Genomic DNA, 16,598 nt, shown 5'->3' with positions numbered 1-16,598 from the left:
ATATCCGCATGATCGCCCATGTCACCCGCCGCGAGATGTACGATCTCGTTTGGGCCGAGCCGCTTGAGACCGTCGCCGGCAAGCTCGGCCTTTCGCATTGGCAGCTGAAGAATCTCTGCGTTCAGCACCGCGTACCGCTGCCTACGGCGGCCTATTGGCGTGACCGAGCGGCCGGCAAGAACCCGAGGCAGACGATCTTTGCCTCCTCGGCCGATCCCGCGGTCGAGCTCATCAGCCTCGATCGGACGAGCCCGTCAGATCCGGTCATAGAGGAGCGCCTCGAAAGGGCGCGCAAGGCAGCGACAGCGCCGCGCCGGCTGATGAAGCCGCGAGAGCCGAACACACGGACGATAGACTGGAGCCGGATCGACAAACCCCACGCTGCCGTATCGCTGACCGCCCATACGCTGCGCCGCGCCAAGCCGGATAATGACGGCATTATCGCCATTAGCGGGGAAGGCCTGCTGTCGATGCGGCTGGGAGCCGGTTCGATCGAGAGGGCGATCTTCATTCTCGACAGCATCGCGCGCGGGATGGAGGCGCGGGAGATTTTCGGCACCTTCGCAGGCAAGCATGTCGAAGTCCGCCGGGGCGTCGACAAGGTCCCCTTCATCCTGGCGGAGACGATAAAGCGCCGAAAGCACGAGCCTACGGTCGATGAGTTGAAGGCGGAGGAACGCTATCGGCGCTCGGCTCGCTACCGTGATTGGGATTTCACCTACGAACGCCAATATCCCGAGTTCGATTATATCCCGACCGGTGAGCTGACGATCTCCATTGAAGCCTGGAGCATGGACCAGCGCCGACGCAACTGGCGGGACAACACCCGTGCGACCCTGGAGGCTCAACTCGGCTCTATCATCGACGAGCTCCACGGCTGGATCGACTACCGGCGTGATGACCGCCTCAAAGATGAGCGCAACGCACGCCTCCGTCGCCGCGCGGAGGAAAACCGGACGCGTACAGAGGCGCGCACGAAGCGCGAGGAGGAACGCGACGAACTGCTCGACGAGATCGTCGAGATGGGTCGCAAGGCCGAACAGCTGCGCTCCTGGATCGCCTGGGCGGAGGGTATCGAGGACAACGAAACGCAGCGCATGCTTGACTGGTCGCGCAAGCGCCTTAGTGAACTGGAGCGTGCGCTCGATCCCACCTCGTTTGGCGATTGGCTGCGCGAGCGCACCCTGTTCCCGGAAGTCGATCCCTTCGCGCCGCTGCCGACCGATCCTGATCTGGAGACACCGCCGCCACAGGAAAGCTCGGCCTAAAGCCCCAGCCCCCGGTTGCGGCCAAGGCTCCACTCGACGCCACCGTCGCGGGAGACACCGGAGATGTGGCGGCCGATCTGCTTCTCCAGCACAGGTTGCCAGGGCACGAGCTGGAAGCCTAGACCGTCGTCGATCATGGCAAAGCGCCCGCTGACGAGATTGACCGAACCGGCGAGCCGGCCGGACACATACTCGCCCGGCTGGCTCGGGTTGTAGGCAAGACCACGCTCCGCCGCCATGGCACGTCCGACGCGCTCCACCTCGGCCGCCTCAAGGCGAGCGAGAATGTCGCGCGGCGCCCGGACGTTGCCGTTCTCCAGTCGAACGGCATGACCCTGATCGACAAGGCTCTGGCGGCGGCGCTCCAGAGCATTGCTCACCTCGCCGCCGAAGCCCGCGTCAGACAGCTCGGTGCGTTGGCGCGAGGCCAGTTCCCGGTCGAGCCAGGTGGTGCCATCGCTGGCGACCTGCTGGTCGAGATCGAAGGTGGAAAGCGTGCGGACCGCGAAGTCCTTCCTTGCGGTTCGGGCATCATGGGCGATCCCGCGCTCCGGAAGGTCGTCCGGGATCTTCCAGTGGTCGGCGTCAATACGATCGACATGGCCGGTGCGGCGTAGCGATTCCAGCCGGCGTACATGGGCGCGGATGAAGGCATCGAGATCACCGCGCTGCTGCTCGATCACTGGGCGTGCCAGTTCCAGGTGCTCGCTTGGCCGATAGATGCCGCCGCTCCTCTCGGCGATGGTGGCGATGTTGAGGTCCGCCGGGCGGGGATCGGATCTTGTCGGCAGCGGGTCCAGCGCGACGATGTGGCCGCGCTTGATATCCTCCAGCCGGGAGGCGTCGCTGGTCTCGACATGATGGGTGCGTCCGTCCACGCCGTCGATGACCAGATAGAACCGCTCGCCCATCTCATCGCCGGCCAATCCCTTATCGAGCACTCGTCCTATGAGGGCGTGTGAGATGCGGTTGCCATGGGTGACGAACTGCGCGGCCCCGCGCTCGTCAGCGAGCCCGTGATCGGCCAGCGCGCGATGCATGGTGCGCAGGATATCCTCGCGCTCGCCCATCGCTCGGAGCGTGCTCTCGGCGCGCTCATTGATGGTCCAGCGTCCCGGCTCAATCTCCTCGGCGATGCCGAAGCTCTCCAGCCGCTTCACACGGTCGATCAGAACATGCCGATTGGTCCGCACGAGATAGCTCTCGCCAGCGTCCGGCCGCAGATCGAGGATGCCGTGCTCACGCTGCTCGGCGATCATCATCCGATCGAGCCGGGTGAGACGATCGGCGCCTACCTCATGCCGCAGTTTGTTCTGCAACTCGACCTCAGTCTGCGGGCCAAGTTCCAGCGTCATCAACTCGCTCGCCCGATGGCGAATGCCGTGGGCGATATAGTCACCAGCGATGTTAAGGACGCGGCCATCATCCAGCACGCCGCGCACGAGGATATGACTGTGCGGGTGGCCGGTGTTGTGATGATCGACGGCGATCCAGTCGAGCTTCGTCCCGACGTCGCTCTCGATCTGCCGCATCAGGTCACGGGTGAAGCGCTTCAGGTCGCCGAGCTCGGCGGCATCCTCCGGCGCGACGATGAAGCGGAACTGATGGCGATCGTCACCACTGCGCTCGATAAAGGCCTTCGCGTCGACCTCGTCCCCGAGGGCCGAGTAGGCACGACCCTTCTCGCCGTCGCGAGTGACGCCGTCACGTTCGAGGTAGCGCAGATGCGCCCCGACCGCGCCAGCCGAGACCGCACCGCGCATCTTCGGACCACGGCCGCTTTTCTTACCGGCAAACTTCACCACCCGCGCCTTGACCACGACGCGGCGCGAGCGGAACCGGCCTGAAGAACCCGACTGCCAGCCGCCGCTATCGCGCGGCAGCGATGCCATCACCTTGGCGCCGCGACCCCGCGCATTGAACCGGCCGCTGCCGCCCCCCTCCCGGGCAACCCCGCCACCCGGCCGCGCGTCACCACCGGCATCGCGCGCGGCAATCAGAGCCTGCTGGACGAACGGCAGCTCGTGCGTATTCAGCCGCGTCTGCCGGCTTCGCGGCCGGCCCGGCTTGATGTGGAAATCATCTTCACTGCGGCGTGTCACAACCGCAGAATTGGCCGCGCAGGTCAGGCCTACAAGTCAAAAATCATCCGATCAAAGTATAGCGTGGAAACGACGTCTCTGGCGCAGGCCAGGCGGAGCGCACATTGCGCATGTCCGCAAAAATCAAACATCTATCAATGGTTTGAACGATCACTGCGCGGGCCCGCACCTTCCGAAAAGTCGCTTGGACCCGTTTTCCGGAACGGAAAACAACGTGCAGACAACACACTAAGGGTACCAGCCGCGCAGATTGAAAATCCGCTTTATCTTGCCGTCCTTCCCATTTGCTTTTTTACTGAATAATTTAAGCGACCAGATGCGCCGAATATACTACGCAGCAGCAATCGAACAATTTCAGCCACCGCCCAGGACAGCTGACGACGCGCTATCGCCGCCCTATCTGCTTCATCTACCCATGAGGCACGATCGCTGATGCCGTGAATTCGCCGTCAAAAGCCGCTTGGCCCGCAGCCTCGCTGCCGTCGAACCTGCCCTAAAGATGCGCACGCAGTGTCCGCTGCGTGCTGAAACATTGCGACGAAGCTGCCGTCGAACTGCGATGAGTCCGCAGTTTCTTCCAACGCCTGCTGCGGCTGATGCAGCTTCAGTCGGACCCTGACGGCTTACGAAAGCGGACACCTATCCCGCCGTCGGACGCGGAAATGAACTCAATGCCGGCGCGCTCCAAGGCGCTGCGGAGCTTCTCGTTAGTCCTGCGACGTCCGCCTAATGCCCCGTCTTCAGCTTCCAATCGTGCAAGCGTCGGTTCGGACACATCTGCTGCCCTCGCCAAGTCGGCCTGCGACCAATCCAACAGCGCTCGGGCTGCCTTCACTTGTCGCGTCGTAATGAACTCAGGCCCGGGTTCTTCATCCTGAGTTGACACGAGTCAGGCCCTAATTGATATTATTTCTATCGTTTTGACGGCCGGACTAAGTGCGGTAACACTCAGCCCGGCCTGACCACAGCCCAAGCTGCTTGGAGCTCGGATCATGGCTGATTCTGAGGTTAGCACGAGTTTGTCCCCGCCATCCCGGAGGGACGTTCTTTCTGCCGCCCTGCTGACGATCGGCGGCACTTCCTTCAACAGTCCGTCTGCGGCGGCGGCGCACGATGACAGCGCAACGGATGCCGCCGTCCTCGCGTGGAAAGCGTGGCGCGCCGCGCATCGGCGGACTCTCGCTCTGTGCCGGAAACAGCAGCGATTGGAATCCGAACTCGCGCGGAGGATCGGCTTTCCGCAGGCGGTTCTTGCTGCAGCCGAACTGCCGTCGCCGATGAGGATTGGCTCCATGCGGCAGTTCGATGAGCTTGCGGCCGATCTGCCGTCGCTCTGCTCACAGCGCGCAGAAGTCGCTGCCGACCTGTTGGCGCATCAGCAGCGGTGGGAGGACGCAGATCGTGCAATCGGCTACTCCGTCACCCGGCAAGAAGAGGCGGCGGCATCCGACGAAGAAGAGCGTTTGATCGCAAGGCTCTTTGCGGCGGAGGCCATGTCTCTGCGCGGCCTCTCCACGAAGCTCGACGTGCTTATCGCCGTCGGAGCCGAGGGCTCAGAAGGGCGGCATTTTCCTTGGCCGGAATTGCGGCGCATCCGCAGGGATGCGACACGTCTGGCGCAGTTGCAGTCGCAACGGCGATAACTTCTGCGTCCCTGAATTCGGCATCATCGTCATCAATGGCTAGCCAAGAAAGGGCGGCTGGGGACGACATGCCCGACCTGACGACAATGAGGATGGAGATGAAACGGACCTCAATGCTATCGGACGCCCGGTGTTGCGATCACGCCTAGCTGCTGAAGGACAGAATAGAGGTTCGCTACCCCCCAGTGGTCTGCGATCTTGCCGTCCACCACGCGCATCGCGTCAACCGTCTCGAAGCTGATCTTCCTGCCTGTGGCGGGAACACCGAGGAACTCCCCGAGATGCGTACCGTGATAGGTTTTGAAGGTCGTCACGACATCACCATCCGCGCGCTGCCAATGGATCTCCGGCCTGAAGTCGGGAAATGCGACGCGCAGACGCTTGTAGAGGCCAAGAACGTTTGCCTTATCGCGGGCCATGCCCGGCTGAGGCGTGTGATCGTAGAAGTCGTCGGAGAACAGTGTGTCGAAGAGCGCCCAATTGCCTCCGCCCTGAACTTCCTCCGTGTTGCGACGGACAATCGCCTTCGCCTGCTCGCTAACGTCCTGTGTCATCGGATTTTTCCTTCCTAGCTTGAGTTCCGCTGTGCGGCGCCTTCAGCCCTGCTTGATCAGGCTGTGGACCATCAGCGCGCCGCCGAACTGCTGGAGACGGCCGCCCTCGGCGAGCTTGCCGAGTTCGATCGCGGCAAAGCCGAGGCTGTCCGCCAGACCCGCCACCGTCGTCGATGCCGCCGCGTCATTGCTCGACACGAAGATCGTGCGCCGGCCGCTCGGGCCGTCGGGCACCTGCGCAAGCACAGCGGCCGGGAGCGTGTTGAACGCCTTCACGAGGCGGGCGCCAGTGACAGCTTCGGAGACGATCTCGCTCGACAGCCTGCCGCCGAGGTCGGCCGGGGAGAAATCGTTGAAATTGATGGCGTTGGTCGCGTCGACCACGATGCGGCCGTTCCAGGGGCCAGCTGCCTTCACTGTGTCTTCAACGGCGGTGAAAGGGACGGCGAGGATGACGATATCGGCCGCCAGCGCCTCGGAGAGTTCGGCCGGCTGGATATTCGCCCCGAGTTCGCTCACGAGCGGCGCAAGCGAGTCTGGACCACGGCTATTGGCGATCTTTACCGGGATGGACTTGCGGGCGAACTGCCGGGCGAGCGCCGTGCCGATCGCGCCGGCACCGATTATGGCGTAGGTCATGGTTATTTCCTTATCGTGAGTTGTTGGGGCGCGGCGCGTGGTTCACGCTACCCGACGGGGTTTTGTTGGCAGAGGAATGAATTCGGAATCGCCCGGGACGATGGGGAATCGGCCGGCCTGCCAGTCGGCGGCGGCCTGATCGATCCGTTCCCTGCGGCTGGAGACGAAATTCCAGTAGATGTGCCGCTCGCCTTCGAGGGGCTCGCCACCCAAAAGCATCAGGCGCGTCGGCCCAACAGCCCTCAGGATGATCTCGGCGTCGGGCTTGAACACCACCAGCCGATCCCGTCCGAACCGTCCGGTCTGACCGGTCACCTCGATTTCACCCTCAACGACGTAGGCGGCGCGCTCGATATGCTCGGACGCGAGCTTGAGCGTCTTGCCGCTGGCGAGGACAGCATCGGCGTACAGGGTGTCGGAGAAGACCGGCGTGGGTGCCGTCACTCCCTCGAAGCTGCCCGCCAGCACCCGAATGCGCGCGCCGCGATCGTCGATGACAGGGATTTCGCCTGCGCTGACGTGCTGGAAGCCGGGATAGGTCTCCTCCAACGCCAACGGCAAGGCAAGCCACGCCTGAAAACCGAACATCCGGTCGTCCCGCGCCCGAAACTCAGCACCGCTGCGCTCGGAATGAACGATTCCACGCCCCGCGGTCATCAGGTTGACCTGGCCCGGACGAATGGTCTGGAAATAGCCCTCGCTGTCTCGGTGATCCATCTCCCCTTCAATCAGATAGGTGAGCGTGGCGAGGCCGATATGCGGATGAGGGCGCGTATCCACCCCTGCACCCTCGCGAAAGACCGCCGGTCCGAAGCTGTCGAGGAAGATGAATGGCCCGACCATCCGGCGGTGCGCCGACGGCAAAGCCCTGCGGACCTGGAAATCGCCCAGATCCCGCACTGACGGAAGCAGAACTTGGTCAACCTGCGCATTGTTGGATTGGATGCTCATGAACTTCTCCTCATCCCGACTCGAAAGCCCGTACTCCTGAGCGATTGGAAAAAGCTATGCCTGGCAGGCGAACGAAAAAAGCGGCATAAGATCGGCATTTACGTTCGAGGAAATCGGCATGATATCCGAGCCAGGCACCCCCACCCTGGACCAGCTCAAGGTCCTACTGACCGTTGTCGATGTCGGGAGTTTTGCCGGTGCGGCGCGCAAGCTGAACCGCGCCACTTCCGTCATCAGCTACTCAATCGCGAACCTCGAGGCGCAACTCGGCCTCACCCTTTTTGACCGCGAGACCACGCGCAAGCCGCAGCTCACCGAAGCCGGGCGCATGGTCCTGGCCGAGGCGCGGCGTGTCTCCAATGGGATCGACAATCTCCGGGCCAAGTCGAAAGGGATGCTGCAGGGGCTGGAGTCGGAACTGCATGTCGTCCTCGACACGCTGCTTCCCGAGCATCGGGTGGTTGATGCCCTCACGAGCTTTCGAGAACATTTTCCGACGGTCAATCTGCATCTCTATGTGGAGTCTCTCGGCGCCGTCACGCGGCTGGTCCTTGATCGCGTCGCAACTATCGGCGTCGCTGGTCCGTTGGTCACGGTCGATGGAATCGAGAGGATCGGCATCGGCAGCGTTCACATGATTCCGGTTGCCGCGCCCGGCCATCCTCTTGCCACGGCGGAGACGGATCGGGCCGGCGCCGGTCGCGAGCATGTCCAGCTGGTTCTCACAGATCGGTCCGAACTCACCCGAGGCCGTGACATGGCGGTGGTCGGCACGAGCACCTGGCGCCTGGCCGACCTCAGTTCCAAGCACATGCTGCTGAAGGCCGGAATTGGGTGGGGAAACATGCCCGAGCCCATGGTTCGGGATGATCTCGAAGCCGGCCGACTGGTCCGCCTCGACATGCCGGACAGCATCGGAGGTCACTACGTCATGGACGCCATCTATCGCACGGATACCCCGCCGGGGCCGGCGGCCAGTTGGCTGATCGAGCGCTTTCGATTTCAGGCGCAAAGCGACGATGCCGAAGCGGCCTAGCAGCGAAGGGCACGTAGGCATCGCTCCGATGGCGCTGTTCGCGGCGCGGAAGTCATGTCGAATTTATAGATCCTAACCATCGATCCTATTCGTCTATTTCGATAAGAGTTGAATCGCCAGATTGATCTTGCAGCAGCGCTCCATCGGGGAGCGCCGTCTCAGGAAAGCAATCGTCATGTCACAGACCGCCGCCTTGTCGTCGAACTCGTCCAGCACCGCTTCCACAGTGGAAGCTATCCAATCGTTCGTGCCGTTGGCCGGGCGTCTCCTCATCGCCCCGCTCTTTCTGCTTTCGGGCATTTCCAAGCTCTCGGCGCCCGCCGCAACCATCGGGATGATCGCCAGCTCCGGGCTGCCTCTGGCCACGCTTGGTTTTGTGGCTGCCGTCCTTGTCGAGGTGGTGGGCAGCGTCGCGCTCATCGTCGGCTATCGCACTCGCCTCGTCGCCACCGTGATGGCGCTGTTCACCCTCGCCACCGCGCTCGCCTTCCATGCGAACCTCGGCGATCAGAACCAGTTCATTCATTTCTTCAAGAACATCTCGATCGTCGGCGGACTGCTGCAGATCGCGGCGTTCGGTGCCGGACGTTTCAGCCTCGACGCCCGCACGCGCTCTTGAAACGACGCGGAAGGCGCGCCGGATGCGCCTTCCCGACCCGTCACCCGTGCCGTCGTCAGTGCTGAAGATGGCGCCACTTCACCATGCGTTCGCGCAGGTCGAGGACGTCGCCATCGACGGTGAAGCTCCCGTCGCCGCGGTGATGCAGGGTCCGCCGCTCCTCGCGGCCCGGGTTGATCCAGATCCGCCGGGCTTCGAGGATGAACAGATTGTGCTCCTCGACCAGCCGGGTATCGGCCATCTTGCATTCGATATTCGCGAGGCATTCCTTGATCAGCGGCGCTTTCACGTCGCCGGCCGGCTGCGGCGTCAGGCCGAAACGGCCGAACTTGTCGACGGTGTCGCCCGAGCAATTGCCGATGTCGACGACCACCTCCGCAAGATCGACCGTCGGGATGGCGATCACGCACTCGCCCGTCGTCTTCAGGGTGCCATAGCTGTGATCCCAGGGGCCGATGATGCAGCCGATCAGGGGCGGATCGTGCTGGATCATCATGTGGAAACCCATCGTCATGATGTTAGGCTTCCCGTTCCCCACGGTCGTCACCAACACGATCGGACCGGGTTCGAGCAGGCGGAAGGCCTGGGAAGCGGGCAATTCCTTCATGGCTTGGCTCCTTGACCGCCGGCCTTCGCATGCAGAAGAGGCGAAGGCCGGCAATTTCCAGTGCGGGGCGGCTCACCAGCCTTGATTAATGGGCAGGACGAAGAGTTCCGCGACATTCACGTGTGCCGGCGCCTCAAGCGCGAACAGGATGGTGTCGGCGACATCCGCCCCCTGAAGGAAGGTCATCTGCTTGGCGAGATCGTCCATCTGCTGGCGATAACCGGGGTCGGTGATCTGGTCGTACAGCTCGGTGGCCACGGCACCGGGTTGAATGCAGGTGACACGGATGTTGTGCTTCTGCCCGACCTCCATGCGTAGGCCGTCGGAGAAGGCGGTCACGGCGTGCTTGGTGGCGCAATAGACCGATAGCCCCTTGAAGACCTTGCGGCCGGCAATCGACGAGGTGTTGAAGATGTGCCCGGCGTGCTGCTTAATCATCTGTGGCAGTACGGCCGCCGTGGTGTTGAGCAGGCCCTTGACGTTGACGTCGACCATGCGGTGCCATTCGCCGGTCTTGAGCTGGTCGATATCGGAAAGCGGCATCAGGCCGGCATTGTTGAAGAGAATGTCGATCGAGCCATAGGCACCGACCAACTTCGCGACGCCGGCCTCGACGGAGGCCGGATCGACCACGTCCATTTCGATTACCAGAGCGTCGCCCCCTTGTTCGACGATCTCCGCCTTCAAGGCCTCCAGCCGGTCGACGCGGCGGGCTGCGAGGCCGACCTTCACGCCGGCTGCCGCCAGCTTGAGCGCGGTAGCAGCGCCGATACCACTCGACGCGCCGGTGATCAGCGCGACCTTTCCCTTGATGTTGCTCATGGCATGTCTCCCTGTTGCGTGTGGCCCCTGCCAGATCAGGCGACGGGGGCTCGCGTTGGACAGGTAGAAAGCTAAAGACGGTCGGCCTTTCGGGCGCACGGGGGCTTGCGGGTACTGTCGGGATCTTGCTCGATTCCCTGCAGCGAATGTCCCCAGGCAGCAGGCCCGGCCCTAGCCGCGCCGGTAGTCGCTCGGCGACAGGCCGGTCTCGCGGCGGAAAATCTGGGCGAAATGGCTGGGGCTGGAATAGCCGACCGCCATTCCGATCTCGATGACACTGCTGTCGGTTTCCTGCAGAAGCCGCTGCGCTTCCGCCACCCGCTGGCGGATGAAGTAGAGCGATGGCGAAAGGCCCGTCGCCTTCTTGAACAGTCGACTGAAATGGAACGCGCTCATGCCCACCTCCGCGGCCAGTCGATCAAGGTCGAAGGGCTGGTCGAGCCGGGCGGCCATGAAGGCGGTGGCCCGCCGCAACCGCCAGCCCGGCAGCGCGCCCTGTGCACGTCTCTCGGCATCTGCGACCGCGTAGTGGCGCACGAGGTGGACGGCGAGGCTCTGCGCCAGTCCGGCGACGAACAAGTCCCCACCGCCACCTTCCGTTACCAGTTCCGTGTGAAGCAGGCCCAGCAATTTCGAGAGGGTGGCGTCCCGGCCGCCCGAGACGTCCCGAAGCGTGACAGTCCCAGCAGCCTTGCCGAGCATCTCGCGCGCCACTCGGTCGAACAGCGGCACCGAGACATAGAGGTGCATCACCTCGAAGGGCTGGTGGGCCTCCGCCTGCCACCGCAGCTCATAGGGCGTTGGCGAGCGGGTCAAGAAGAAGTCGCCGACGCTCACATGGCTCGCGATCCATGTGCCGCCAACCTCGCGCTCCTCGACAATGGCCTTGCCCGATATCACCCACACGATCAGCGGTTCCGCGACGGCCGGAACCAGGAAGGGATGTTGTACGTGCCTGCGGCAGAAGACTTGCGCGAAGACGTCCTGCCAGGCGGGGCCGTCACCGCTGACGAGGGTGGTGCCGCTTATGTGGCTTTCGAGCCCCGCGGGAGAGGTCCGGTCGGGGGGGGGCGACGGAGTGGATGGCGCGTTCGGTACCAAAATCATCTCCCGTGCATCCGGCATGCGCGTGCCCCTTAACGATGTAGCGCCGGCGACGTTCATGTCATCCGGCGCTACCAACGACAGGCAGACAGTCGATTGAGCTGCAGTCAGCGCGGCAGCTTTTCGTCGCGGTACAGGATCATGCCGGCATGGTGGAGAACCCCGTCGATGAACTCGCCATCGGCAGTGAAGCCGGTGTCATCCCAGTAGTCGATGTGATTTCCGCGCACCTCGTAGCGGCCCCGATAAGCACTCTCCGTCCGGCCCCGCGCCTCGTCATAGCGGCCATTCGGCAGCAGGTTGTGGCGGATATGGCCATCCCCGGTGATCCACATGCCGACATAGGGATGGTCGGCATCCGGTGCGGAGGCTTTGGTTCGAGCATGGTTCATCTGGGCATGTCCTTGCTGGATCGAGGTGCCGGCGAGAAGCAAAACGGCGGCGGCTATTGAGAGGTGCGAGCGGTGGGGCATGTTCATCCTGGCCTCCGCTCAGGCACTGGCCGTCGGCCGGATGACGATCTCGCTGGTGTCGATGTCGGCGGGTTGACCGACGACATGGACGATCGCATCGGCGATGGCTTCGGGCTTCAGGGCGATCTGGCGATAGGCGACCATGGCCTCGGCCGCGGTCGGATCGGTGATCGAGTTGGCGAGTTCGGATTCCACGACGCCGGGATAGACGCAGGTCACGCGGATCTTGTCGCTCTCCTGCCGCAGGCCATCGGAGATCGCCCGCACCGCGAATTTGGTGGCGCAGTACACAGCGGCCGTTGGGGAAACGGCGAGGCCGCCGATCGACGAGACATTGATGACCTGCCCGGCGCCCTGGCGGTTCATCACCGGCAGCACAGCCGCGATCCCGTGGAGGACGCCCTTGATGTTGACGTCGATCATCCGATCCCACTCGTCCACCTTGAGCGCCGCCATCGGCGAGAGCGGCATGACGCCGGCATTGTTGACGATGACGTCAATGCGCCCGAAAGCGGCCAGCGCGGCGTCGGCGAAGGCCTGAACGTCTTCGCGGGAGGTCACATCGAGACTCCTGTAGATTGCCGTGCCACCGGCTGCCTCGATTTCGGCCGTCAGATGCTCGAGCCGATCCGTCCGCCGCGCTCCGAGCACGACGACGGCTCCGGCCTTGGCGAGTGCGCGGGCGGTCGCTTCGCCGATGCCGCTGCTGGCCCCGGTGATGAGAACGATCTTGTTGGCGAGAGTGCTCATGGAACGATTCCTTCTTCTAGGTGGGCTGGAGAATGGTGAGGCGCCGCTGCGGCCGGCGGGATATGTCCCGGATGCGCGCTCGCAGGGCACGGAAGCTGGCTAGGCGGTTTCCGGGAGATCGGTGCTGCGGCTGACGTCCTCCCACCGCCGCAGGTCGTCATCGAGGTGATCGAGCCGCGCCTGAGCGCGTCGGAGCGCGTCGCTGCCGAGCAGCAGATCGAGCGGCGGCTCTTCCGCCTCGACGGCTTCGAGAATGGCCAGCGCCGCAAGCCGCGGGTCGCCGGCCTGCCGTCCATCCCGGCACAGAAGACCGTCGACGGCACGGCCGCTCGTGGCGGCATAGTCGTCGATATGCGCCGCGGTGCGGAGGATGGAGCGGCTCGACAGGAATTCCGTGCGGAACGCGCCCGGCTCGACGGCGGTCACCCAGAGCCCGAACGGCGCCACTTCCTGCGAGAGCGCGTAGGAAATCGCCGATAGTGCGGCTTTCGTACCGGCATAGATGCCTGAGCCGGGAGCCGGTGCGATGCCGGCAATGGACGAGATGTTGACGATGTGCCCGCACCCCTGAGCCCGCATTCGGGGCAGCGCATGACGGATGACGGCCAGCGGGGCGAAGAGATTGATGTTGAAGATGTCACGCACCTCCGGATCGGAGGCCGCTTCGACAGGCCCGAGAAGGCCGTAACCGGCATTGTTCACCAGCACGTCGATGCGCCCGTGCAGTGCATAAGCCGAGGCGAGCGCCTGCTTGATCGAGGCGGGATCGCCCAAATCCAACGGGAGCACCTCAAGGTCCTGCTTGGAGAGTCCCCCCGGCAGGGCACCGTCGCGCGTTGTGCCGATCACCCGGTCGCCGCGCTCCAGTGCGACCTGCGCAAGGGAATGTCCCAGGCCACGGGCTATTCCCGTGATGAACCAAACCCGGCCGGTCATGGCTTTCTCCTTCCTATGCGCGAGCCCTGATTGGCTCGCCACTGTGGAAGGGAGATTAGATTGTAACCTTGCTGCCTATAATCCGGCGCGTTTCAACATAGCTTGTTAGTTGAGGCGATATAATTGGATGATCGACCCCAACGACGATGCACCCCGACTGGGACCGGGGCGCATCGGGGATGTCGGGACAATCAAGCCACGCGCGACCGAGATCAGGTTTCCTCGAGCTGAAGCTGGCCAGGTGATGATGCCGCCAGTTCAGCCCAATCGAGCTCCTCTTGAACGGCCTGGAAGACATCGTCCTCGATTCCCCCCGTCCGGCGGATGCCCGCCAGCGCGGTCCGCATCTCATCCAGCACCGACCGGCGCAATTGATCGACCTCTCCTGCGGAACGCCGGCTATCGTGCGGCGCGACGGCGGCACGCTTGGCGCGATAGATGTCACGCAGATGCACGGCGGCGGCGCCGTTCTCGCCGGAGAGGTGGTCAAGCGCTGCGTCCAGCAGGACGGCGCGGGTCGTCGCAACTTCGGCCTCGAAGGACGTATCCGGCTGCACCTCCAGGAAGCGGATGAGCGGGCCAAGCGTAAGTCCCTGGCCGATCAGCGTGCCGAGCACGACGGCGAGCGAGCCGAGAACGATGAGATCGCGTCCGGGAAAGTCGGTCGGCAGATAAAGCGCGGCGGCCAACGTCACGACGCCCCTCATGCCACACCACGACACGATGCAGGCCTGCGCGAAGCTCGGCGCGTCCGGCCCGCCGGCCATGTGCGTTCCACGGTACATGGCGCGATTGAACAGCAAGACCCAGGCGATGCGGACAAGTACGACGGTTGCCAGCACCACGCCGGCGAAAGCCAGCGCCTGCCAGGCTTCGGCCGCGTTCAGCCCCATGAGGATAGCGCGGGCCTGCAAGCCCATGAGCAGGAAGGCAAGTACATTCAGGACGAAAACCGCCGCTTCCCAGACGGCATAGGAGTGAACACGATCCCGAGCGGATTGGCGCTCGGGGAAGTAACGCGCCACTCCCATGGCGAATGCCACGATGCACAGGATCGCGGAGAGGTGCAGCCGTTCCGCGATGACCCAGACGCCGAAGGTGGCGACGAATTCCAGCAGCCGGCTGCCCAGCGTGCCGGCAAAACTGGGGGCGATGCGGACATAGACGAGCGCGAAGCCGATCCCCAGCGCGATGCCTCCGGGAGCGGCGATCAGGATCATCGAAAGCTGGTTTCTGGAGACTTCCGCCTGTGAGCTTAAAGAAATGGCGGCGCCGAGAATGAGCAGCGCGAGAGCGTCGTTGAAGAGGCTCTCGCCCTTGAGGACGGCGATCGTCCTGCGCGGCAGAGAGAAGCGCGCCAGCACGGCGGTCGCGGCGGCCGCGTCCGGCGGAGCGACGATCGCTCCCAGCGCAATTGCGGCCGCCAGGGGAAGGCCGGCCAAGGCCATGCTCACCCATGCCACTGCAGCCGTCGTGATCACCACGGCGAAGGCGGCCAGAGCGAGCAAAGGCTTCCAGTTGCTTTTCAATGCCCTCGGCGAGAAGTCATAAGCCGCATCGAAGAGCGCCGGCGCGATGAACAGCGCCAGGGCGAGTTGGGGATCGATTTCGATGACCGGCGTCCATGGCAGCGTCGCAACCAGTACTCCCGACAGGGCCAGCATCGTCGGATAAGGAATGTTCAGTCGCCGCGATACATGCAGCAGTCCGACGGCGACAAGGACGAGGATCAGCATGTTCTCAAAGAGGGCCATCTAACTGTCCCCCGATCATGCCGAACGCAGTGCGCGAGGGGAGTGCGGAAGGCTTCTCCAGCGCACGGGGCGGGTGACATTCGAGGTCGTCGCCGGTGCATTCAGTTCCGAGAAGGTCAGGAGCTCGAACTTGGGTTCGGCGAGATGGTGCAGCAGGCCGAGATACCCCTGCATCCGGGCGTGCCGCAGATTCTCCTTGAGATCTTGCCGGGACCGCCACGTCTCGTAGATGCACCACACGCCCGCTTCGTCCTGCGACCGATGCAGGTGGTACTCAAGGCAGCCGGGGGCGGCACGGCACGGCTCTACAAGCCGTTCGAGCTCATGGCCCAGCACGTCTTCCAGTCCGGGGCGGGCGCGCAGGATCGTGATGTTGGTCAGGCTTTCCATAACAAGCTCCCATTTCTCCATCGCCACCCGCTGTGGGGAGGCTTGCTCATGGAAGGGATTATGCTTTGCGAAGGTCGGATCGATAATCGACGGAAATCTACGCTTCTTTGTTAGCCGAGGGGATATAATGAGGCCGCACGCGGCCTCGCCCGCAGTGCCCAGGCTGTGGCCGGCCGATCGCGCGACGCTCAACGCCGACTGAAGCGATAACCCGCGTGATGGAGTTGCCCGTTCTTGAACTCTCCGAACGCCCAGAAGCCGAGATCGTCCCGATAGACGATCCGCTCGCTCTGTATCCAGTACGCGCCCCGATAGGCGCTCTGCCGGTCTCCGCGCGCTTCTTCATAACGGCCACCTGGCAGCAATTCCTGGCGGACGAATTCATCCTCATCGATCCACGTACCGAGATAGGGATGATCGTCGATCTTCCCCTCGACAGGCGTTACCACCTCGACCGCATGCTCGATCGGCTTGCCGTTCCACCGCCGGATCCTGCCAGCGGCGATCAGCATGTCGAGATGCCGGCCCGGAGCCGTTGCCGGCCACGCGGCTGCCACTGAGACCGATAGCTGCGCGACCTGTGTTGGCGCCGAAACGGCCAGGCGGATAACGGCAATGTCCGCCGTCGCTGCCGGAAACAGCGTGGCCGCTGAGGCGGGATCTGCGAAGTTCACATGCGAGGGCAGGATCAGTGTACCCTCGCAATCGATGACGATCGTGTCGTCGTCATCCGGCCCTGTGGAGAGGCCGGGGCCGACGGCTACGATCACTGAGTCGCAGATGAGGACATCCGCCCGCTCCCAGTCGCCGATACGGGGATCGAGCGTTAGGACCGCGCCACCCGCTAGCAGGATCGGGCGATGGCCTCCCACTTCATTGGCGATAAGCGCTGCAAGGAGCTCACTGCAGCGTCTCGGCCGGCCTTCCATTGTCATAAGCGATGCCCCCTT

At 63.8% G+C, this 16,598-nt stretch carries 18 protein-coding genes; 4 read left to right on the top strand and 14 right to left on the bottom strand.

The window, feature by feature from the left end; all coding sequences use genetic code 11:
• The first annotated feature begins 8 nt into the window (after window positions 1-8).
• Window positions 9-1,268, top strand: a complete 1,260-nt coding sequence (locus tag KHC24_RS23000) for a hypothetical protein (protein WP_213366360.1) — start codon at window positions 9-11, stop codon at window positions 1,266-1,268.
• On the opposite strand, the gene KHC24_RS22995 is transcribed toward KHC24_RS23000, so the two are convergent.
• On the bottom strand, window positions 1,265-3,160 hold the full coding sequence (locus tag KHC24_RS22995; RefSeq protein ID WP_246547538.1) for a DUF3363 domain-containing protein: 1,896 nt from the start codon (window positions 3,158-3,160) through the stop codon (window positions 1,265-1,267). The genes KHC24_RS23000 and KHC24_RS22995 overlap by 4 nt on opposite strands.
• A gap of 814 nt (window positions 3,161-3,974) precedes the next feature.
• Window positions 3,975-4,205 carry a helix-turn-helix domain-containing protein gene (locus KHC24_RS22990; protein WP_271180522.1) on the bottom strand — a complete coding sequence of 77 codons (231 nt, stop codon included), beginning with the start codon at window positions 4,203-4,205 and terminating at the stop codon, window positions 3,975-3,977.
• A gap of 157 nt (window positions 4,206-4,362) precedes the next feature.
• On the opposite strand from KHC24_RS22990, the gene KHC24_RS22985 reads away from it, so the two are divergent.
• Window positions 4,363-5,013 carry a hypothetical protein gene (locus tag KHC24_RS22985; protein ID WP_213366356.1) on the top strand — a complete coding sequence of 217 codons (651 nt, stop codon included), beginning with the start codon at window positions 4,363-4,365 and terminating at the stop codon, window positions 5,011-5,013.
• 116 nt (window positions 5,014-5,129) lie between these two features.
• Here the strand turns inward: KHC24_RS22985 and KHC24_RS22980 are convergent, their stop codons facing one another.
• The 3 genes from KHC24_RS22980 to KHC24_RS22970 are packed head-to-tail and all read right to left on the bottom strand — an operon-like array spanning window position 5,130 to window position 7,157.
• Window positions 5,130-5,567, bottom strand: a complete 438-nt coding sequence (locus KHC24_RS22980; RefSeq protein ID WP_213366355.1) for an ester cyclase — start codon at window positions 5,565-5,567, stop codon at window positions 5,130-5,132.
• A gap of 42 nt (window positions 5,568-5,609) precedes the next feature.
• The gene (locus KHC24_RS22975) at window positions 5,610-6,206 is read right to left on the bottom strand and encodes an NADPH-dependent F420 reductase (RefSeq protein ID WP_213366352.1); all 597 of its coding nucleotides are present in this window, start codon (window positions 6,204-6,206) and stop codon (window positions 5,610-5,612) included.
• Between the two features lie 42 nt (window positions 6,207-6,248).
• Complete coding sequence (locus KHC24_RS22970; protein WP_213366349.1) at window positions 6,249-7,157, bottom strand: pirin family protein; 909 nt, start codon at window positions 7,155-7,157, stop codon at window positions 6,249-6,251.
• 121 nt (window positions 7,158-7,278) lie between these two features.
• Between KHC24_RS22970 and KHC24_RS22965 the strand changes: the two genes are divergently transcribed.
• Window positions 7,279-8,193, top strand: coding sequence for a LysR family transcriptional regulator (locus KHC24_RS22965; RefSeq protein WP_213366562.1), 915 nt, complete (start codon window positions 7,279-7,281; stop codon window positions 8,191-8,193).
• Window positions 8,194-8,368: 175 nt separating this feature from the next.
• Window positions 8,369-8,812 carry a DoxX family protein gene (locus KHC24_RS22960; protein ID WP_213366345.1) on the top strand — a complete coding sequence of 148 codons (444 nt, stop codon included), beginning with the start codon at window positions 8,369-8,371 and terminating at the stop codon, window positions 8,810-8,812.
• 55 nt (window positions 8,813-8,867) lie between these two features.
• Here the strand turns inward: KHC24_RS22960 and KHC24_RS22955 are convergent, their stop codons facing one another.
• From KHC24_RS22955 to KHC24_RS25265, 9 genes are all read right to left on the bottom strand, one after another.
• Complete coding sequence (locus KHC24_RS22955; protein WP_213366560.1) at window positions 8,868-9,419, bottom strand: flavin reductase family protein; 552 nt, start codon at window positions 9,417-9,419, stop codon at window positions 8,868-8,870.
• A gap of 72 nt (window positions 9,420-9,491) precedes the next feature.
• Complete coding sequence (locus KHC24_RS22950) at window positions 9,492-10,241, bottom strand: SDR family oxidoreductase (protein WP_213366342.1); 750 nt, start codon at window positions 10,239-10,241, stop codon at window positions 9,492-9,494.
• Between the two features lie 171 nt (window positions 10,242-10,412).
• Window positions 10,413-11,366 carry an AraC family transcriptional regulator gene (locus tag KHC24_RS22945; RefSeq protein WP_271180520.1) on the bottom strand — a complete coding sequence of 318 codons (954 nt, stop codon included), beginning with the start codon at window positions 11,364-11,366 and terminating at the stop codon, window positions 10,413-10,415.
• Window positions 11,367-11,452: 86 nt separating this feature from the next.
• Window positions 11,453-11,737, bottom strand: a complete 285-nt coding sequence (locus tag KHC24_RS22940; protein ID WP_246547590.1) for an Atu4866 domain-containing protein — start codon at window positions 11,735-11,737, stop codon at window positions 11,453-11,455.
• A 99-nt stretch (window positions 11,738-11,836) separates the two neighbouring features.
• Window positions 11,837-12,568: an SDR family oxidoreductase gene (locus KHC24_RS22935; RefSeq protein WP_213366554.1), complete on the bottom strand. Its 732-nt coding sequence runs from the start codon at window positions 12,566-12,568 to the stop codon at window positions 11,837-11,839.
• Window positions 12,569-12,667: 99 nt separating this feature from the next.
• Window positions 12,668-13,504 carry an SDR family NAD(P)-dependent oxidoreductase gene (locus tag KHC24_RS22930; protein ID WP_213366337.1) on the bottom strand — a complete coding sequence of 279 codons (837 nt, stop codon included), beginning with the start codon at window positions 13,502-13,504 and terminating at the stop codon, window positions 12,668-12,670.
• Between the two features lie 212 nt (window positions 13,505-13,716).
• Window positions 13,717-15,258 (bottom strand): cation:proton antiporter, encoded by a 1,542-nt coding sequence (locus KHC24_RS22925; protein WP_213366334.1) that lies wholly within the window; start codon window positions 15,256-15,258, stop codon window positions 13,717-13,719.
• A gap of 15 nt (window positions 15,259-15,273) precedes the next feature.
• The gene (locus KHC24_RS22920; RefSeq protein ID WP_213366331.1) at window positions 15,274-15,648 is read right to left on the bottom strand and encodes a putative quinol monooxygenase; all 375 of its coding nucleotides are present in this window, start codon (window positions 15,646-15,648) and stop codon (window positions 15,274-15,276) included.
• Window positions 15,649-15,836: 188 nt separating this feature from the next.
• Window positions 15,837-16,583, bottom strand: coding sequence for an Atu4866 domain-containing protein (locus tag KHC24_RS25265; protein ID WP_246547534.1), 747 nt, complete (start codon window positions 16,581-16,583; stop codon window positions 15,837-15,839).
• Window positions 16,584-16,598: the final 15 nt, after the last annotated feature.

This window comes from Ancylobacter defluvii, from assembly GCF_018390605.1.
Taxonomy (GTDB): domain Bacteria; phylum Pseudomonadota; class Alphaproteobacteria; order Rhizobiales; family Xanthobacteraceae; genus Ancylobacter; species Ancylobacter defluvii.
Note: the sequence above shows the minus strand (reverse complement) of the source record. Positions and strands in the feature narration are given on the sequence as shown.